Raw genomic sequence first — 20814 nt, 5'->3', positions numbered from 1 at the left:
TAATATTTGAAAATTTAAACTATCATTAGATAACATACTACGTAATTACTCTCATAACAGATTGGGGTTAATTAATTTTATAATTAATAGAGAACATACTGCCCAGCGAATAGAGACTGACATTTGCCCACCCCACCTTTTTGAGGGGAACTTTAACAAATGGTTGGGCTCTTAAGCTCAGTTTATCCGTAAAATCAAGCTCATAACCTACAGAAAGAGTAGCATTGCTTATCCAGTGAACAGTGCCGGTTCGTTGGTGCCAGCGCTTTTTTAGACCAGGTTGATAGTTTGTATAATTGAACTGATAATCTTCATCGAGCATGATATAGGATGAAAGTCCGGCTGAAGCATAGAGTCGTGAATTTTTAAAAAACATGAAGTTATATTTCACGTTGACCGGGATATCAAGCAGGATACAGGTACCTACCGTTTCATTTGGTACAACTCCATAAGACCAGTATCCCTGCGGAGGTGAATATTGATTACCACTAGCCCGATAATGTACTGTTGTTCGCTGAATACCCACAGAGACAGCCAGATTCTGTGTGATATCGTATTCTATCGATGCCCCAAGTTTATAGCCGGGACTGTGAAAATTGGATATTGATCCCACGGTACTTAGGTCAGGACCCGCCAGAAAACCAAACGTAAATCGAGATGATTGCCGTGAGTTCTGTAGGTTAGGGCTGCTGGCCTGGTTTGATGATCTTTTATGTGTCATGGTGTTAGAACTGATAGGCTCAATAGTTGAAATTGAGAGCGAAAGATCATTAAAACCTGTAGAAATTTTAGCAACCTGCGGATCTTTCTCTGCAAAATCTTTAGCTGATATAGCTAGTTTTTGCTTATTAGTCTGGTCCGTTTTTTTGCTTTTCTGTTCATCATCAAGAGCCAACCCATCTTGTGATTTTAGTTGCTTCTTCTCAGTTGTTGGAGGGGGATTCGTTGGTTGTTCATGCTCTTCGACTATCTGATTGTGATGTTTCTCATCTTTTACAGTATTAGGACCTTCGCCAGAAGGTGACTTGCCAGGGGGAGATAGCTGCTCTTTACTATTTAGCTGATTAGTCAGTTTATTTATTTTCACCTGTTGGTCGTACGTTATGTAGCTTAGCACAGCAAATAACAAGGCAATTACGGCAGCTGCAATCCACCGATTTCGTCGTTGTTGGTGAATTTGGTCCGCTTTATCGAGACGTGCTTCCAATTTTTCCCAGTCTTCTTCGCGGTATTCGATATTGTAATCCTGGGATTTTTTCCTGAAAAAATCTTCCAAAGGATCACTATTATTATTGTTTTGTTTACTCATAACACTTTATTGACTAAAATTCTTTTCAACAATCGACTGTAGATTTTTCTTGGCTTTAGACAAATTAGATTTTGAAGTACCTACAGTGATATCCAGCATATCAGCAATTTCTTTATGTTTGAACCCCTCGATAACGTGCAGGTTAAATACGGTGCGATATGCAGGAGAAAGTTGTTGTACCATATCTACAACCTCATCATAGGATATACCACTTAATATTTCTGGTCTTTGACTCATCTTATGTTTAACAAGATCTAGCTCTACCAGTTGACGGTCCTTTTTATGTTTGTGGTAGTGATTAATGGAGGTATTAACGATAATTCTGCGAAGCCAGGGTTTGAAGGGCCTTTTAGTGTCGTATGAACTAATGTTGTTAAAGACTTTCATAAAGGAATCGTTAAGTATTTCGGCCGCTTGTCCCCGTGAATCGGCGTACCTCAACGTAATACTCATACCATAGGCATAGAACATCCGGTAGAGCTTTTTCTGGCTTTTACGGCGTCGTTTCTGACAGCCTTTTATTATTTCTTTAATCAAACCCGGGTTTTAGTGTAATTAAGCTCATATGACTATTCTCTACTTAACTGTACAATATTTGAGGGTAAAGGGTTGCCTCCTTAGAAATATTTTCTGCATATGAAATCTGTCATCTTTAGTTTAGCAACTCTTTTGTAATTTCGTTTGTAACATGCACTTAACGAAGTCCGTATGCTTTAAAGACTTTAGTTAATTTTAAACCTTGGAAAATAGCTGTGCTGAATATTGCTACTACATTTATAAGGCGGTTAGGTTGTTTTTTGGCCATTTACCTTTTCTTTGTGATACCAACCTATTCATTTAATGGTGGAGTTGTAGATTCAATTACTACCACAGAAAATGGACGACCGAGCACTAGTAAACCTTACATTACGAAGGAGTTTTCCATTTCGGGGGCAGGAGCATTAAAAGCATTTACAGCTAATGGTAATATTGATGTTCTCCCATCTTCTTCCATAGATCAGGTGACAGTTGAGCTGTATGTAGACAGGGGATTTTCCTTTTGGTCTAATGCTAACAACCTTGACAATTTCAGAATCACAATACTTAAAAGAGATAATGAAATTGTTGCTTCTGTTGAACGTAAAAAAAGAGATACTGGGCTTTTTAGCGGGAGTATTAGCTTTTCATTTAAAATATATGTACCTGAGTCAATGTCTTCTGAATTAAAGACCCTTTCCGGTGATATCTCTTTGGCTGAAGTGCATGGCCAGCAGATGGTTAAAACAGGAGGGGGACATATTAGTGTAACTGATGCCAGTGGACAGTTTAAAGGGTATACTTCGGCAGGCAATATTGAGATTAAAGATAGTCAAGGTACTATTTATGCTCAGTCAGAAAGTGGCGATATTAGGATTGACCGTAGCAGTGGAGAATTTCGCTTGCGGACGAAAGAGGGGAATATATTATCTGAACGTATATCCGGGACCATGCTCGGCCGCGTTAAAAACGGAGATATTAGTGCTAGATTTATTCGTGTTGGTAAAGGAATTAATCTGGAGACTACAGCGGGTGATATAGATGTTGAGGTCCCGAATAGAACTGGTTATCAGTTGATGCTAAGAGGATCTAAAATACAATTCGCTGAATCAGATGAAGTAGATGGACAAATAGAAACGGATCATATAAAGGGTCGCTATGGAGATTCTGGTCCGCCAATAGAGCTTCGCACATATGCCGGAAAAATTATGTTAGAAATTAAATAATAAGGGCACTCTTTTGAGGGATTTCGTTCCACATATTTACTGTTTGGGAGTAGTCGTGCTATCAGTTTTTATGCTTTTATCTTCGCATAAGAGCTATGCTCAAACTTCTGATAATGTCGTAGAAATCAGTCAGTCTGACATTAGTACAGATGAAAAGATCATTTATATTACAGACAGTTGGTTATTTAAATCGGGAGATAACGAAGAGTGGGCATCACCGTCTTTTACCGATACAACATGGCAAAAGGCCAGTACCTATTTGGGATCTTCTGAACTCGGGCTTATTGACTGGAATGGAATTGGGTGGTTCCGCTTTCATTTTAAAGTCGACAGTTCACTCGTTAACCATCCCTTGGCATTGATAATGGAACAGCATAATGGGGCCTCAGAAATATACTTAGACGGACAGTTGCTCTATGAAATTGGGGAGGTGTCAACATATCCAGAAAAAAATATCCCAAAGCGAGATAATAAACCTCGCCCCTTAATAATACCGGATACGGCTCGTCATGTATTAGCTGTTCGTTTTGCTAATTACGAGGCTTCAACTTTTGAAGAGTATAATAGCACCGCAGGATTTCGTTTTCTGATAGGTGATTTAGAACACGCTATTGATGCTACTATTGAGTCAACAATAAATTCACCATGGTGGCAATTGTTTTTTGCCGGGGGGTTGATAGCATTTACCGTGATCCATTTTTTGTTATATGTATTCTATCCGTCAGAAAAACAGCACTTATATTTTGCAATATTTACTTTTTTTCTTGCTGCATTAACCTATTCCTTGGTAAAAAGTAACTATTCAGAGTCTCCGTTAATGGCAATAACTCTTTTCCGATTTTCCCTGGTATCATGGTTACTGTCAGTGATTTATGCATTACGTTTTTCTTACAGTCTATTATCTGACCAAACTCCAAGGCAGTTCTGGGTATTTTTGGGGGTTGGACTCTTACTGGCTGTTGGCACTTGGTTTAATGCCGGGGAACTCAGTCTTTTTCGTGAATTATTTGTGCTGATAACATTGGTTGAAATATCAAGAGTATTGACAAAGCTTTTCTCCAATAATAAAAAAGGGGTTTTAATTATTGGGGGCGGTCTTGCCGGTTTTGCGGGTGGTATTTTTTATACTGTCTTAACCAATCTTGATATTGCTACTGGCGACCCGGTTTGGGGAAATATTGTGGGATCGTCGGTGCTAATTCTTTCTATGTCGATATATTTGTCACGCGATTTTGCGCAGACTCAACAACATCTCAAAGAAAAGCTTAAAGAGGTACAACGCCTATCTGAAAAATCCCTCAAACAGGAACGAATAAATAAGCAAAAAGAACTTGAGCGGAAACTCTTGGAAGCTGAAAATGAACGAAAATCCCAAGAGTTAGAAAAAGCCCGAACGCTTCAGCTTTCGATGCTGCCCAAACAGATTCCGCAAACTGAAAAATGGGATATCGCCGTATTTATGGAAACAGCACAAGAGGTAGGGGGCGATTATTACGACTTTAGTATATCTAATGACGGAACTCTTACCGTTGCTTTAGGAGATGCTACCGGGCATGGAATGAAAGCGGGAATCATGGTAGCAACAGCGAAGAGTTACTTTCATACGTTGGCCAATGACCATGATAATTTGGGCATTATTGAACGCATGTCATCAGGTATCCGCAATATGGATCTGCATATGATGTACATGGGTTTGATGCTCATGAAATGCAAGGATGATACGGTACAGATTACCTCAGCGGGGATGCCACCCTGTCTTTGGTATCGGGGTAAAGAAAATAGATTAGAGGAGATTTTGCTGAAGGGGATGCCTCTGGGAAGCAAAGTCAAATATCCCTATAAAAATAAGCAGTTCCAGGTACAAGAAGGAGATACATTAGTGTTGATGTCGGATGGTTTGATGGAACTCTTTAATGAAGACCGTGAACAGCTTGGTTTAGAGCGTATTAAACGTACAATAAAGGAAACGGTTGATTCTTCAGCATCTGATATTTTAACCCAAATAACGAAATTAAAAGACCAGTGGTCAGGCTCAAAAGATCAGGAGGATGACATTACGGTATTAGTAATGAAAGCCAAACAATAGCTGTAACTTTTGATCATTTGATTACGTAATATCTACAGACTTTTTAACAAATAAAGATGAGGAAACTAATGCGTAGCTTTATATTAACCATTTGTTTCATAGTAGGATTTTGTGGTTTCGTTCAGGCACAGTCATCAAGTGATTCTAAAAAGACCCAAGATCCGTTCAAAAATGATCCCTATTTTAATGACCCTATCAAAAAGTTCTTCGGGGGATCAGATGAAGATAAAGACGAAAACCACTCTGAGACCAATGATCATGTCTTTACAGATTTAAATGCAGAAGGGTTGGATTTTGAGGGGGTGTTTGAGGCAGGTCCTTATAATTCGAATCCTCTGTATGCTGTATATCCTCATCTACCCATGATCCATTTCAACAGGGTTAATTCATTATTCCTGGGATATCGAGAAGAGCGTATGCAGTGGTACGATGATGGCGACTGGCTTGATATTCCTAATATCCGCATGCATGGATTGTTGGGGTATTCAACGGGACAGAAAGACTGGCAATATTCACTGGGTCTTGAGAAAGCAATTGGTGAACGGGACTATATTATTATCGGCGGTGAATATCATAATGCAACCACAACCAACGACAGCTGGCGGGTAGGACTTAACGAAACCTCTTTAACGTCATTTGCCGCCGGGTACGACTATCTTGACTATTATAATCAGCGCGGATGGGGAGCATACCTGCTTGCACGTTCAAGGCAATATTTTGAGGGAGGAGTGGCCTTCGCAGATGACCAGTTTAGCAGTATCAAAAGAGAAACGGGCTGGGCTTTATTTGGGGCAGGTGGGCGATATAGATCCAATCCGCCGGTTGATATTCAGAACAGGAGTCCGGTCGATAAAGTTAACCTTTCCAGTATTTATATTTCGGCTTCTTTCAATCCCAAACAGTTATTGTTAACCCGGCATTTTTCCGTTTCCTTTAACGGGATTAGTGAATATGCGGATCCAAGTTTTGGGTCTTCAGAATTTGATTATACGAAGTTTACGGGTGAGCTCATATCATATCTCAATTTTGAACCGGGGGGAGTTATAAAACACCGTTTACGATTATCAGGTATAAACGGGAATGCACCTCGTTTTAAGCAGTTATACTTAGGGGGTATAGGCAGCTTACGCGCATTGCCTTATAAATCGCTGGGAGGTGGTAACGAAATGATTCTAAATAACTTTGAGATCCATTTTGGAGAACCTGATTTCGAATCTAAAGAATGGATCGATTTTGATGATTTCTATTTGAGCTTATTTCTGGATTCGGGGTGGGTTAATTATAACCCGAAGCTAGTTGATGCAAACAGTCCGATCGGAGGATTCAGCGATTTCGCTATTTCTGAACTAAAACATAATGGGGGAATAGGGGTAGGATCGAGCTTGATACGTGCAGAACTGGCCTGGGATTTAAATAGAACCAGTCGGGCTCCGGTATTTTGGATTAGGTTTAATCCAACATTCTGATGCACAAAAAATAAAGAAACTAATGTTAGAAATACGGAGTTAAAAGAAGTAATATTGATAAATAAAAGAAGCTCCCAACCGTTCAAAGTTGGGAGCTTTTTCTTTAGGGCATTTGGAGCTTGAGAAGCATCCAAATTGTTGCTCTTCCGGTAACCTTTACGAACAACTAAAATGATTGTTACAGATTAATTGGATTTTTTTTGAGAAATAATTCTGTTAATCCTACTCCGAAGACGGTATATTTATCTTCGAATTTTAAAAAGGACAAAATTATGATTTCTGGAAACCCAACGTTAAGTGAAAAGACTTTTCAAGAGGCAGGCCAAATACAGTCTGCCCATCAACGAATGACCATTGAAGGCACCATAAACAAAACAGGTATACTGTTTTTAATTTTACTGATAGGTGCTTCTATAAGCTGGTATACTCCTTCATCTATATTTGTGTGGGGAGGAGCCATAGGAGGATTTATTATGGCCATGGTCACAATTTTCAAAAAGGAATGGGCACCGATAACAGCGCCAATTTATGCCGGATTGGAGGGACTTTTTCTTGGGGGCATTTCTTTAATGTATGCCCAGGCCTATGGAGGTATTGTATTTAATGCCGTAATATTAACATTAGGAGTTTTTGCAGCTATGCTGATAGCCTACCGATCGGGGCTTATCCAGGTAACAAAACGCTTTAAGATGGGCGTAGTGGCTGCCACAGGAGGTATCTTTCTGGTGTACCTTGCTAGCTTTGTGTTAGGCTTTTTCGGGATTAATGTTAGCCTTATTCACGGTAGCGGATTAATGGGTATTGGTTTTAGTTTGATTATTGTTGGGGTAGCTGCCTTAAACCTGGTACTCGATTTTGACATGATTGAGAAAGGAGCTCAGGCTGGTGCACCAAAATATTTCGAATGGTATGCTTCTTTTAGCCTTATGATTACTCTTGTATGGCTGTATATCGAAATTTTACGCTTACTTTCTAAGCTACAGAATCGTTAGTTCTAAGACGGAATTATTTTGAATATTAAGCCTCATATTGCTGTTTCCAGTGATGAGTTCATCTTTGGGCTTTTAGTACTCTTCATATCTGCCTTTTTGGTGGCAGAGTCGCGCTGGTCGCGCTTAAATAGCGAACAGGCAATAGCATCGGACTCGCCCTACCACCTCTATCTAGATAAAAAAACAGACCTTGCTGAGTTAAGTGATTCACTTATCCAAGCAGGGATCGTTAAAAGTAGGGAAGAGCTTCGGTGGGCCGCCGAGCTCTTAGGGTGGAAACGTTTTCGTGAGGGACATTATCTTATTGACCAAAAGTATACTTATGACGCTTTTCTTTCAAAATTAGCGCGTGGAATTCAGGATCCTGTTTCGGTCACAATATTGCCGGGGAAAGATATGGGATCAATTGCTGCTATGGTCTCAAAAAATATGCAGTTTGATTCACTTTCATTTCGAAAAGTATTAACCGATAGTACCATTTTAAGTGCTGGAAAGGTGGATACCCATGGTGTGATTGGCCGGTTGTATCCAAATACTTATTCATTATTTTGGACAGCAACGCCAAAGAAAGTCTTTAAACGAATTCTCAATGAATTTGAAAAGGCAGTTATTAACCCTCATAAGGCCCAGTTTAAAACGCTTGATTATTCTATTGATGAAATTATTACCCTTGCTTCGATAGTGGAGTGGGAGGCGAAATCGAAAGCCGAACAGGCAACCATTAGTGGCTTGTATTGGAATCGGTTGAAGAGAGGCATGAGGCTGCAGGCTGATCCTACTGTGAATTTTGCCATTGGGGAACGACGTCGATTGCTATATGAGGATTACCGAATAGATCATCCCTATAACACCTATCAATACCGTGGATTACCGCCGGGTCCAATTACAAACCCGAGCTTAGATGCAATTAAAGCTACTTTATATCCAGAAGAGCATGATTATTTATATATGGTAGCCAGTCCGGATGGTAGCCATGCCTTTTCTAAAACATTTGAAGAGCACAAGCGAAAAAGTGCCAAATGGAGAAAATGGCTACAAAAACAGTATCGCATTAAAGAAAAACGGAAAGAAAATTCTCGCTAATCTTTTTACCGGTATTCAAGCACCGGTTGTACGCCTGCTTTTGAGACGGTAAAGATTTTAACCTGTTGATTCACATGGGTCCCTTCGAAAGAGATGTTGCTTATTAAGCCCTCATAGAGCGGCTGATGTTTCAGGGCGTCTTTCAACAGGGCAGGATTACCTACTCTATTTAACGTGCGGAGAATATACTCTGCTGTGTCATAACCGATCATAGAAAATCGATTAGCCTCTATATCAAAGCGTTTTTTAAAACGTTCGCTAAACTGTTCTACCTTCTGACTTTTTTTATTGAGGTAGAAACTTTCAGAGAAATAGATTTCTCGATTATCAAGTTGTTCTTTCGGGATGTTTGCATCTCCCCAAACTTGAGAACCAAGAACGGGTATAGAGCTATTCATGCCTTCCAGATCAACCCACAGGAGTTCGGCAAGGGTGGGGGCAGCCTGTCCGGTGAAGGGGGCGTAAATGCCATCAACATGATGGTACCGGAGGCTGTCAATCTTGACCGTATCAGTAGTAAAGTATTTGGTATAATCGGTTAAATCAAAACCTTGGGATGCGAAATCTTCAACAAAAAAGTAAGAGACCCGTGCTCCTAATCGTTCTGCATGGTCACGGAAAGTATAAGCAGAATTTACGCCCAGCGTGTTTTTTTCAGCTATTACAGCCAGGGTATCCATATTAAGGGTATTTACGGCATATTCAGCCATCTGTTTACCATGTGCTCCAAGCGTTGGGTTAGCCTGAAAGACATAAGGGTTATCGGTATTAAGAGAACCGGAATTGGCCAGTGGTGCCAGCATCGGAATCTGATACTGTTCGGCATATTCGGTCATCCGCTTGGCCGGTTCTGAAAAAAGCGGACCCAAAACTGCATCAGCATTTACATTCCATGCAAAGTTAGTCATAGCAAATGCTGCTGTATCTTTATTAGCAGCCGTATTTTGGAACCTGATAAATGCTTTTTTATCGGTGTGGTGCTGATTAAATGTCTCGGCTGCCAAGACAAATCCAAAATATAAGTTGCGGGCAACTTCAAATTCAGCTGATTCATTATCATAGGAGGGCAGTGCGGCGCCAATATTATATGTCATCCCGCTGGGCGTATTCGGTCGGCTGTTATATGATTTTTCAACGGCATAACTAACAGAATCCCGAATCATTTTCGATAACTTCTGCATGGCCGGAATGGTGGTATCTATCTTCGTTTGCACCAACTGATTGTACAGCATTTTAGCAATGGGATAATCCACATTGCTAAAGGCAGCCTTGACCAGATCATATTTTATTTGAGCATTCTCTGCCTGTTGGAAGGCATTTTTCCGCTGGTTCATCGTCAGGAAGTGCAAAATATCGTCATAGAAATGTATAGCATCGGTAACGAGCTGTGTTTTGCGCTGCTGATCTTTAAAGGGATATAACCGATTTAATGCATTTCCATACTGACCGAGCTGGAAATCTGTCAACGCTAAATTATATTGCGCCTCCAGATAGAGTTCCGAGTTATCTTTAGCGCTAAGTTGTTCTAAATATGATTTGGCAGTTAGGTATTTACCCAACCCAAAATAGGATTTGCCTGAAAAAAGATAGCCACGTTTTGTTTTCAGTTGGGTAAATATTGAAGCCGCTTCTTCATACTTTCCCTGTTGATATAGTTTCAGCCCTTCATCAAAAGATTGGGCCTCAGCATTGAAAGGAAGCAGCACGAATAAGGGGAGTAGCAGCAGTACACTTAGTGGTAAGAAGAACTGCTGCCGTTTTGATATAGATTCCATATAGCGTAAAGATGAATTAACGAATGAGATTCGTTGATACTAACTGATACGAAGTAAAAATGTTCTCTTGTTTATTCCCACTCAATAGTTGAGGGCGGTTTTGAACTAACATCGTATACCACCCGATTTATCCCGGGAACTTCATTGATGATCCGGTTAGAAACATGGCTCAAAAATGGATGTGGAAGGTGTGCCCAGTCGGCTGTCATTCCGTCTACACTTGTTACTGCCCGCAGTGCTGCTGTATATTCGTAGGTGCGTTCATCGCCCATAACACCTACCGTTTGAACAGGCAGCAGAGCTACAAGGGCTTGCCACACTTCATCGTACAAATCTTGTTTTCTGAGCTCGCTAATAAAGATGTCATCCGCTTCGCGCAGCATATTCAACTTAGTTTTATCTACGTCAGATATTACGCGAATTCCCAAGCCGGGTCCGGGGAAGGGGTGACGTTTAATAAATTCATCGGGGATTCCCAGTTCGCGGCCTACATTTCGAACTTCATCTTTAAAAAGTTCACGAACCGGTTCTACCAGGTCAAGATTCATCTCTTCGGGCAAGCCACCAACGTTGTGGTGCGACTTGATCGTTGCCGAAGGTCCTTTAAAAGAGATACTTTCGATCACATCCGGATAAAGCGTGCCCTGGGCCAGGTATTTAAAGGTATCATCATGCGATATGGCCTCATCGAAAACGTCGATAAAGGTATTACCGATAATTTTTCGTTTCTTTTCGGGATCAAAAACCCCTTCCAGATTTTCGAGAAACTGCTCACTGGCATCAATGCCTTTAACAGGGAGGTGTAGTTTGTCTTCGTAGATATCTAATACATTCTGGAATTCGTTTTTCCGAAGCAGACCATTATCCACAAAAATACATTGCAGCTGATCGCCAATAGCTTCGTGTACGAGGGTGGCCACAACGGTAGAGTCTACTCCACCACTCAGCCCGCATACTACGCGGTCATCGCCTACTTTTTCACGAATTTCGGTGATTGTAGATTCAATAAATGATTTTGCCGTCCAACTTCCTTCCAGATTACAGATATTAGAAACAAAGTTACCAAGAATCTGTTTGCCGTAGACCGTATGTACTACTTCGGGATGAAATTGGACTCCGAAAATCTGTTTATCAACATGGCGAACGGCAGCAACCTTTGCATTGTCGGTATGACCGATAATTTCGTATTGCGCGGGAAGTTCTTTTATATGGTCGCCATGACTCATCCAAACCACTGATTCTTCAGGGATCTCCTTAAACAGATCACTGCGGTCGTCAATAATAAGATCTGAGCGGCCAAACTCTCGGCGTTCGGCTTTTTCAACGCTGCCCGGAATTTCGTTATGAGCTAAAATCTGCAGTCCATAGCAGATACCGAGAATGGGGGTATCCCAGTTGAAGATATCGGTATTGAGTTCAGGAGCGCCGTTGTCGTTTACGCTGCTGGGGCCACCCGATAAAATGATACCGGCAGGGCGATTACCGTTAAAATCGTTAAGATCTTTGTTGAAAGGGTGGATTTCGCAGTAGACGTTAAACTCTCTGACTCTGCGAGCAATAAGCTGTGTATACTGAGAGCCAAAGTCTAGAATTAGAATCCAATCTTCTGGTCGATGTTGCATAAAAAGTAGAGAGGTATGTATAAAAGAAAAGGCATCCGTTTGTACGGATGCCCGGTATTAATTTAGGCTACGATTTCTTTGTATTCATCCGCGGTCATTAGCTCATCGAGCTGCGAGTCATCGCTGAGCTTTATTTTTGCCATCCAGCCATCACCGTAGGGGTCGTCGTTAACGAGTTCGGGTTCCATTTCAAGCTCTTCATTAATTTCAGCCACTTCTCCTGCTACGGGAGCGTAAAGCTCTGATACTGTTTTTACCGCTTCAACAGTTCCAAATACTTCATCCTGTTCAAATTCAAACCCTTCGGGTTCAATTTCAACAAAAACGATGTCGCCGAGTTCGCTTTGAGCAAAATCAGTTACGCCCACGGTAGCGGTACCGTCGTCATTGTCTCGGATCCATTCGTGTTCTTTGGTGTATTTTAGATCGCTGGGATAGCTCATAATGTGATTAATCTATTTTTCCGGATTAAATGTAAACTCTTCGAGATACTTTGTATTAAAGGTTCCCTTCTTGAAATTCTCATCGTCCATAAGCTGAATATGGTAAGGGATGGTTGTTTTAATGCCTTCTACAATAAACTCTTCCAGTGATCGCTTCATGCGTTTTATAGCATCTTCCCGAGTAGGGGCGCTTACAATAAGTTTTGCGATCATAGAATCGTAGTGGGGCGGAATGCGATATCCCGCATAGGCATGGGTATCAACTCGTACGCTATGGCCCCCGGGCGTATGGAAGACATCAATCATACCGGCAGAGGGGCGGAAATTGTGTTCCGGATCTTCGGCGTTAATACGACATTCGATCGCATGTCCGCGCATTTTAAGCTCTTTCTTTTCCAGCTCGTGTCCGGCGGCAGCCTTAATCTGTTCTGCAACCAAATCGTAATTGGTTACTTCTTCAGTAACGGGATGTTCTACCTGGATACGAGTATTCATCTCCATAAAGTAGAAGTTTAGGTCTTTATCGACGAGAAACTCTACGGTACCCGCCCCCTCATAGTCTACTGCTTTAGAGGCATCAATCGCTGCCTGTCCCATCTCTTCCCGGAGTTCAGGAGTCATAAGGGGAGAGGGAGCTTCTTCCAAGATCTTTTGGTGACGCCGCTGTAGGGAACAGTCACGTTCTCCAAGGTGAATAACATTGCCGTGTTGGTCTCCGAGCACCTGAATTTCGACGTGATGGGGGTCTTCAACGAATTTTTCGATATACACGTCGGGATCGTCAAAAGCTGATTCCGCTTCGGTCTTACACATACTGTACGACTTCTGCAGATTTTCGGCCTCGTGAACAATCCGCATACCACGTCCACCACCACCTGAGGCAGCTTTAACAATAACGGGATAGCCAATATCGTCACAAATTTCTCGAGCTTCTTCATAGCTTTCAACAACACCATCACTGCCGGGCACTACGGGAACACCACTATCAATCATTGTTTCTTTGGCCATCGTTTTGTTACCCATACGGGCAATACTATCAGCAGATGGACCTATAAACTTAATGTCGTGTTCGGCGCATATCCGAGAAAATTCGGCCTTTTCCGACAAGAAGCCATAGCCGGGATGGATAGCCTCGGCATTGGTAATTTCAGCAGCAGCAAGGATACGGGGAATTTTAAGATAGCTTTCGTTGCTAGGGGGAGGGCCGATACATACAGCCTCATCAGCAAACTTGACGTGGAGACTATCCTCGTCAGCTTTGGAATACACGGCTACCGTGTTAATCCCCATCTCTTTGCATGTACGAATAACTCTAAGTGCAATTTCGCCGCGGTTGGCGATAAGAATTTTGTTAAACATGAATTATATTTTTTTCTGATTTATCCGATGATAAATAAAGGTTGGTTGTATTCAACCGGTTCGCCATCCTCAACAAGGATCTTTTTTACTTCACCGGAGTATTCAGATTCAATTTCATTCATAATCTTCATTGCTTCTACAATGCAGAGGGTTTCACCCTTTTCTACGTTGTCTCCCACAGAAACAAAGGGATCATCATCAGGAGAAGGGGCCCGATAGAAGGTCCCTACAATAGGAGAGGTTACGGTTTCTCCGGAAGGTTCACCACCGCCGGATGATTCTTCACCAGAAGCCGGTTGTTGCGCCTGTTGTGGCTGTTGTTGGGCCGCCGGTTGGGGTTGTTGCGGCTGCTGCGGTTGCGCAGGCATTTGATATTGTACCGGCATTTGCGGCGCTGATGATTCTTTAACATCAGGCTTCTTTTTAACCTTAATTTTGAAATCTCCTTCTTCTATTGATACTTCATTGACTTCACTTTCAGCAATGAGATCAAGAAGATTTTCAATGACTTTTAAATCCATGATATAAAATTAGTTTGACGTTACACGTTCAATATATTCGGAAGTGCGAGTATCTACTTTTATTTCTTCGCCTTCATCAATAAATAATGGTACTTGAATGGTAGCACCAGACTCTAGGGTTGCAGGTTTACTGCCTCCCTGGGCAGTGTCGCCTTTAAGACCGGGTCGGGTATCTGCTACTTTAGCTATAAGCTGATCTGGCGGGTGAGCATACAATATTTTTTCGTTATCCACATCTACAACCAGGGTACATACCTGGCCTTCTGCAATAAATTCAGCCTTGTTGATATTTTCTTCTTCAACAGGAATCTGTTCATAGGTTTCCTGATGCATAAAGTAGTATAGATTACCATCTCTGTATAAGAACTGGTAGGGTTGGTGCTCAACCCGAACTTCTTCAACATCCTCACCGGATCGAAACTTCTTTTCGATATTTTTGTCGCTGACGACGCCTTTTAATTTGGTGCGGAGAAATGCCCCGCCTTTACCCGGTTTAACGTGTTGGTAATCGACAACGGAGTATAACTCATTGTCGATTTTTATCACCATTCCGGTTCGGAAATTTGAGGTCGAAACTTTTGCCATAAATCTGTTTTATAATTCTTCAAATTTAGTGGCACAAAAATACCATGTCGGATGAAGGATAACAAGCATTAAAATAGTTGTTCTATGTACGATACAAGGCCTATTGCTTCTAACAGGTTGTATAAAATTGCGAGCGGTGCCAGAAACTTAATGAAAATTGGCCATACTGCTTTAAAGATTGAGCTGTCAAGAGCTGGATAACCATGCTCAAGTTCTTCAAGGGCATTTTCAACGGTCCATACATAGCCCAGGAAGTAACAGATCAGGAAACCACCGAGCGGCAGGCCAACGGTACTAAAGATAAAGTCGATGGTTCCTATTAAAGAAATATCAAATGAGATAATAAGCGAGATAATCAGTATTCCGCCACCGATCATCATAGCGGCTTTTTTACGCTTTACATTATATTCATCAATAACGTAGGAGGTAGGGACCTCGAGCAGTGAAATGGTAGAGGTTAACGCTGCCATTGAAAGAAGTAAGAAAAAGCTAACACCGAAGATCATTCCGGCCGTAGTGCTTAAACTGTGAAAGAGTGCAGGTAACACCTGGAAAATAAGATCAGTACTGGCCAATAGTTCTCCAGACTCACTGAAAATACTTACTCCAAACGATTCGGCCATATACATTGCAGGCATAATGAGTAGTCCAGCTAAAAAGGCAATACCCACATCGGCCAAAGTTACATAAGCGGCTGCTTCAGGGATATTTTCTTTTTTACTTAGGTAAGACCCATAGGTTATAAGAGCTCCCATCCCCAAAGAAAGAGAGAAGAAAGCTTGCCCCATTGCACTAAAGATCAGGGGAGCAGAAATTTGAGAAAAATCCGGTTTCAGATATTCGGCAAAACCAGTGCCAGCACCCGGTTGAAAGGAAACATATCCAATCATAATAATTAAAATACCTATAAGAACAGGCATCAAAAATTTGGTGGCCCGTTCAATACCATCGCTTACACCGCCCAGAATAATTGACACCGTGGCACCCATAAATATGGTAGAAAAGATTCCATTTTTTACGCCATTGGAGACTTCAGCAAAATAGTTGGCCCAGCTTTCGAGTCCCATAAAAAAGAATATCTCTTCAAAAACGTAGCTGAAGGTCCAGCCGGCAACAACGGTGTAGAAAGAGAGGATCATGACACCACAGAGAACGCCCCAGAATCCAATGAGAGGGTAGAATTTATTAGAACTTAACGCTTTGAAAGCTCCAACAGGGTTACGGTCTGTTTTTCGGCCGATACTCAGCTCTGCAACCATAACGGGAAACCCGATGGCAAAGCAGCAGATAAGATAGATGAGAAGAAAAGCGCCCCCGCCGTTAGAAGCTACTTCTGTAGGGAATCGCCAAATGTTGCCAAGCCCTACAGCTGATCCTGCTGCCGCAAGTATAAACCCAACTTTCGAATTCCAGTTACCCCGAGATGATGTTTCTGTCTGAGCCAAAGTTATTCACCGTTAATTTTAATTATCGAGTGCTTCACACTAGTTGTAAATAATTTTGCCTTAAAATGTAATGCAAGAAGATCACATACAAATCAAATTTTTGAAAATATGTTAATATCCCTGTATCTCACTAAATGTGTGGAATAGTAATAAGGGGCAAATAAATCATACACAATGATTTTGCCCCTTATAGGGACCTTTGCAAAACCAGGCAGTCATCCTGAATGTAATGAAGGATCTCCCTTTCAACGGCAGCAGATGGATACTGGAGATTCTTCGACAAGCTCAGAATGACGAAATCAAAGGTTTTGCAAAGCCCTCTTATAATACGATATACAGATACTTTTTAGGTTATTGGACTGCCGGGTGTAGCCTCGGTTCCAACAAATTTTAAGGATCCGTCTTCCTCTTCTCCCATCAGTATCATGCCATTACTTTCTACCCCCATTAGTTTTTTGGGAGCGAGATTTGCCACCACACAAACTTTTTGGCCAACAATTTCTTCGGGGTCAAAATCATTAGCAATGCCCGATACAATTGTACGGGTCTCAAAACCAAGATCTACACTCAGTTTAAGCAGTTTGTCGGCTTTTTCGATAGCAGCAGCCTCTACAATTTCACCGGCACGAAGATCCATCTTCATGAAATCATCGAACTGCATATTCTCTTTTAACGGTTCGTATTCTTTTTGGTCGGCTTCGTCTTCCATAGTCCGTTCTTTTAGTTTTTCAAGTTGCTCTTCTACTTCTTCATCTTCAATTTTTTTAAACAGAATAGCTCCTTTATTAATAGTGGATCCACTCTGAAGAATACTACCCGATATTTGATTGAGATTTGGTTTTTCTGTGATGTTAAGCTCATTTCGCAGTTCGGCCATTTTATTTGGCAAAATGGGATCGAAGAGGATGCTCAGTGCTGCTGTAATTTGCAGGCATATATGTAGGGTGTTTCCGCAGATTTGGCGCTCCTCTTTGCGAGTCTGCCATGGTTCCATCTCTGTAAAGTATTTATTGCCGATCCGTGCCAAATTCATTGTCTGGGTAATGGCTTCGCGCAGCTTAAAGTTTTCGTAGGCTTCGCTGATCTTTTCTTTCTGTTTGTTGATCTGGCTGAGCGTTTCCATATCCTTTTCGGTGGGATTGATAAGCTCGGGAACCGTGCCTTCAAAGTAATTTTCGGTAAATGAGGTGGTTCGATAGACAAAATTACCGAGGATATCTGCCAGCTCACTGTTTACTTTGTTCTGGAAGTCTTCCCAGGAAAAGTCGGAATCTTTTGTTTCGGGAAGTGTCGTACCTAACACATAACGTAGCAGGTCGGCATCAAAATCTTCGAGGTACTCATCCAGCCAAACGGCCCAGCCTCGAGAGGTCGATAGCTTTTTGCCTTCCAGATTCAGAAACTCATTAGCAGGTACATTTTTGGGTAGCACATAGTCGCCGTGCGCCATGAGCGTGGCGGGGAACATGATACAGTGGAAAACGATGTTGTCTTTACCAATAAAGTGGATGAGATCGGTCTCTTCATCTTGCCAGTAGGTTTTCCACCGTTCGGGATCTCCTTGCTCTTCGGCCCATTCTTTGGTGGCAGAGATATAGCCGATAGGGGCATCGAACCATACATACAGTACTTTGCCTTCGGCGCCTTCAATAGGTACAGGTACTCCCCAGGTTAAGTCGCGGGTCACCGCTCGGTCAGCCAGTCCATCATTGAGCCAGCTTTTAACCTGTCCGGCTACGTTGGGCTTCCAGTTTTCGCGGGTCTCCAGCCATTTTTCCAGATCTTCTTGAAAATCACCAAGAGGCAGGTACCAGTGTTCGGTTTCTTTGGTTTCGGGTGTATCGCCGGTGATAGCACTTTTGGGATCGATCAGTTCTGTAGGAGAGAGCGACTTGCCGCAGCTTTCACATTGATCTCCGTACGCTTCATTGTATCCACAATTGGGACAGGTGCCTTTTACATAACGGTCGGGCAGAAACATCTCTGCTTCGGGATCATAGAGCTGCTCCTGTGTTTTTTGCACGAAAACCCCATCCCCATAAAGCTTCTTGAAAAATGCTTGTGATGTTTCGTGATGCACTTCGGAGCTCGTGCGCCCGTAGTAATCAAAGTTGATTCCAAACTCTTCAAATATTTTTTTGTTGCGGTTATGATACTCATCCACAATATCCTGGGGGCTTACCCCATCTTTTTCTGCTGCTATAGTAATGGGAACTCCGTGTTCGTCTGAGCCACAAATATGAATGACATCCTGATCGGTAAGTCGTTTATAGCGTACATACAGATCGGCGGGCAGATAAGCTCCGGCCAGGTGGCCCAAATGTATTGGTCCGTTGGCATAGGGCAGTGCAGAAGTAACAAGCGTACGTTTAGACATAAATAATAATTTCGCAGTTAATTTTCGGACGTCGAAAATAAGAGTATCGCTCCTAAAATAACAAAATGGATTGGGTTTTCAGTAGAGAACTTGAGATTGGGAGATTTGAGATTATGAGATGTGAGATTGTGAGTATTGAGAATGTGAGATGTGGGGAGTGAAACTCATTGGGTGGCATGGTTGAAGGTGATTTTATTTTAGGAGCGAAGTTACCGGTGACGATAAACCGTTATTATAGTCCACCGGCCCATTGTCACTCCGAGTGCAGCGAGGAGTCTCAAACGGTATTATGGCAGGAGGGCTTAGTATGGGGGAGTGCTTGTAGTTTGGTTTGAGACTCCTCGTCGTGGGCTCCTCGGAGTGACATTCTGGGGATTGGGGTACGTTGTGTTGTCTGCATAAGCGAAGCTGCTGGTGATGGCTGGGTTTTGTAATAGCTCTTTTCCTTGGTTGTCTCTCCGAACGGAGTGAGGAGTATAAATCTGTTTTGGGGGTGGGGATTCTTGCGTATGGGTTTTTGCTTGTTGTTTGGTTTGATACTCCTCGTCATTGGCATTCCTCGGAGTGACTTGACGGGGGCGGGGTTTTGTCGTATAGCCTGGTATGTGAAGCTGCCGGTGACGACAAGGTGTTATTAATGTTTCCCCGCTCTTGTCACTCCGAACGGAGTGAGGAGTATAAATCTGTTTTGGGGGTGGGGATTCTTGCGTATGGGTTTTTGCTTGGTGTTGGGTGTGATACTCCTCGTCATTGGCATTCCTCGGAGGGACTTGACGGGGGCGGGGTTTTGTCGTATAGCCGGGTATGTGAAGCTGCCGGTGACGACAAGGTGTTATTAATGTTTCCCCGCTCTTTGTCACTCCGAACGTAGTGAGGAGTCTCAATCCGCATTGTAGCACAGAATTCTAGGTATGGCGGCGTGCTTGTAGTTTGGTTTGATACTCCTCGTCATCGCATTTCTCGGAGTGACTTGCTGAGGGTTTGTTGTGTAACCCTGTTAAGCGAAGCTGCGAGTGACTATAAACCGTTATTTTAGTCCTTCCTTCAGTTGTCACTCCGAACGTAGTGAGGAGTATCAACTCCTAATAGTAGCACAGCATCTTTGCAGTAGCTGCTTGCTAATTATCTGATTTGATACTTCTCATTAGTGGCATTCTTCGGAGTGACGGTCTTTTTTGAGTATGGAAATTATGAGGTATGGATGGTGAGTATTCAGATTATGAGATGGGGGATTAGTTCATTAAAATGTGATCACCAGTGGGAAGTTGATTCAATTTATGTAATGTATTAACGATCAGATGTATAAGGCAGATCGGACAGAACTGGAGGCAACAGCACCTGCAATAAAGTTTCAGATATATGATAGTGACAAAGCCATTTTATATCAGGACTTTTTGTTTTTGCTACAACGGGATGAGGCTTTTCGTTCTTTTTTAATAGAACTCTTAGCAGAGGTGCCATTCCGTGCTTATCACTGGGAGTGCCCGCCCTTAAACAAAAGTATCGTTGACCAACCTTTTGAATTTGTAGTGACCAGAACCCCAGGTATCGATCTACCACCTGATCCGGGGCCGTTTCGCTCCTATTTTAATGATTCTTATACTGACGAGGGAATAGCCGTTTTTGATAACCTTGGGAAGGATGCCAAATTGATTGCTCCTGAGCCTGTAGCTGAAGGGTTGAATTATTCTCATATCGGTGTGTTTTTGGAAGAGGCCCCGGTACAACAACAGCATACCCTTTGGGAAAAGGTGGGAGCGGTGGTTCAGGATGAGATATCAGATCAGCCCATTTGGTTGAACACGGCCGGCGGAGGTGTGGCTTGGTTGCATGTTCGTCTTGATAGCAGGCCTAAATATTATCGATGTCGAGAGTATAAAGAGATGAGATTTTGAGATTTGAGTATTGAGATTGTGAGGTATGAGACTATGAGATGTGAGATGGTGAGTATTGAGACTGTGAGATTTGAGATTGCTAGGAGTCTGTCGGACTTTCCGGGTATGATTTAT

The 20814-nt window shown here is 42.2% G+C and carries 17 protein-coding genes; 7 read left to right on the top strand and 10 right to left on the bottom strand.

Annotation, left to right across the window (positions count from 1 at the left end; genetic code table 11):
- Positions 1-67: 67 nt before the first annotated feature.
- Both G3569_RS05955 and G3569_RS05950 read right to left on the bottom strand, forming a co-directional pair.
- The gene (locus tag G3569_RS05955) at positions 68-1309 is read right to left on the bottom strand and encodes an outer membrane beta-barrel protein (protein ID WP_165267070.1); all 1242 of its coding nucleotides are present in this window, start codon (positions 1307-1309) and stop codon (positions 68-70) included.
- Between the two features lie 6 nt (positions 1310-1315).
- Positions 1316-1846, bottom strand: a complete 531-nt coding sequence (locus G3569_RS05950; RefSeq protein ID WP_205720051.1) for an RNA polymerase sigma factor — start codon at positions 1844-1846, stop codon at positions 1316-1318.
- A gap of 260 nt (positions 1847-2106) precedes the next feature.
- Between G3569_RS05950 and G3569_RS05945 the strand changes: the two genes are divergently transcribed.
- The 5 genes from G3569_RS05945 (at position 2107) to mltG (ending at position 8678) form a co-directional block, all read left to right on the top strand.
- Positions 2107-3051: a DUF4097 family beta strand repeat-containing protein gene (locus tag G3569_RS05945; protein ID WP_165267068.1), complete on the top strand. Its 945-nt coding sequence runs from the start codon at positions 2107-2109 to the stop codon at positions 3049-3051.
- 70 nt (positions 3052-3121) lie between these two features.
- Positions 3122-5137 (top strand): PP2C family protein-serine/threonine phosphatase, encoded by a 2016-nt coding sequence (locus tag G3569_RS05940; protein ID WP_165267066.1) that lies wholly within the window; start codon positions 3122-3124, stop codon positions 5135-5137.
- Between the two features lie 68 nt (positions 5138-5205).
- A complete protein-coding gene (locus G3569_RS05935; protein ID WP_165267064.1) occupies positions 5206-6603 on the top strand; it encodes a BamA/TamA family outer membrane protein in 1398 nt (465 codons plus the stop codon).
- A 272-nt stretch (positions 6604-6875) separates the two neighbouring features.
- Complete coding sequence (locus G3569_RS05930; RefSeq protein WP_165267062.1) at positions 6876-7595, top strand: Bax inhibitor-1/YccA family protein; 720 nt, start codon at positions 6876-6878, stop codon at positions 7593-7595.
- Positions 7596-7613: 18 nt separating this feature from the next.
- Positions 7614-8678 (top strand): endolytic transglycosylase MltG, encoded by a 1065-nt coding sequence (gene mltG / locus G3569_RS05925; protein ID WP_165267060.1) that lies wholly within the window; start codon positions 7614-7616, stop codon positions 8676-8678.
- A 5-nt stretch (positions 8679-8683) separates the two neighbouring features.
- On the opposite strand, the gene G3569_RS05920 is transcribed toward mltG, so the two are convergent.
- From G3569_RS05920 to metG, 8 genes are all read right to left on the bottom strand, one after another.
- Positions 8684-10453 (bottom strand): ABC transporter substrate-binding protein, encoded by a 1770-nt coding sequence (locus G3569_RS05920; protein WP_165267057.1) that lies wholly within the window; start codon positions 10451-10453, stop codon positions 8684-8686.
- 71 nt (positions 10454-10524) lie between these two features.
- Positions 10525-12075 carry a glutamine-hydrolyzing GMP synthase gene (guaA, locus tag G3569_RS05915; protein WP_165267055.1) on the bottom strand — a complete coding sequence of 517 codons (1551 nt, stop codon included), beginning with the start codon at positions 12073-12075 and terminating at the stop codon, positions 10525-10527.
- Positions 12076-12137: 62 nt separating this feature from the next.
- Positions 12138-12518, bottom strand: coding sequence for a glycine cleavage system protein GcvH (gene gcvH, locus G3569_RS05910; protein WP_165267053.1), 381 nt, complete (start codon positions 12516-12518; stop codon positions 12138-12140).
- 12 nt (positions 12519-12530) lie between these two features.
- Complete coding sequence (gene accC / locus G3569_RS05905; RefSeq protein ID WP_165267051.1) at positions 12531-13877, bottom strand: acetyl-CoA carboxylase biotin carboxylase subunit; 1347 nt, start codon at positions 13875-13877, stop codon at positions 12531-12533.
- Positions 13878-13897: 20 nt separating this feature from the next.
- The gene (gene accB, locus G3569_RS05900; RefSeq protein ID WP_165267049.1) at positions 13898-14398 is read right to left on the bottom strand and encodes an acetyl-CoA carboxylase biotin carboxyl carrier protein; all 501 of its coding nucleotides are present in this window, start codon (positions 14396-14398) and stop codon (positions 13898-13900) included.
- Positions 14399-14407: 9 nt separating this feature from the next.
- Positions 14408-14983 (bottom strand): elongation factor P, encoded by a 576-nt coding sequence (gene efp, locus G3569_RS05895; RefSeq protein WP_165267048.1) that lies wholly within the window; start codon positions 14981-14983, stop codon positions 14408-14410.
- Positions 14984-15051: 68 nt separating this feature from the next.
- Positions 15052-16428: a sodium-dependent transporter gene (locus tag G3569_RS05890; protein WP_165267045.1), complete on the bottom strand. Its 1377-nt coding sequence runs from the start codon at positions 16426-16428 to the stop codon at positions 15052-15054.
- 346 nt (positions 16429-16774) lie between these two features.
- Complete coding sequence (gene metG, locus G3569_RS05885) at positions 16775-18805, bottom strand: methionine--tRNA ligase (RefSeq protein WP_165267043.1); 2031 nt, start codon at positions 18803-18805, stop codon at positions 16775-16777.
- A gap of 586 nt (positions 18806-19391) precedes the next feature.
- Here metG and G3569_RS05880 point away from each other — a divergent pair.
- Positions 19392-19676 carry a hypothetical protein gene (locus G3569_RS05880; RefSeq protein ID WP_165267041.1) on the top strand — a complete coding sequence of 95 codons (285 nt, stop codon included), beginning with the start codon at positions 19392-19394 and terminating at the stop codon, positions 19674-19676.
- 427 nt (positions 19677-20103) lie between these two features.
- Positions 20104-20700 (top strand): DUF6940 family protein, encoded by a 597-nt coding sequence (locus G3569_RS05875; RefSeq protein ID WP_165267039.1) that lies wholly within the window; start codon positions 20104-20106, stop codon positions 20698-20700.
- Positions 20701-20814 lie beyond the last annotated feature (114 nt).

The organism is Fodinibius halophilus (genome assembly GCF_011059105.1).
In the GTDB taxonomy this organism is placed as follows: Bacteria; Bacteroidota; Rhodothermia; order Balneolales; family Balneolaceae; genus Fodinibius; species Fodinibius halophilus.
This window is presented reverse-complemented; position numbering and strand designations above follow the sequence as displayed.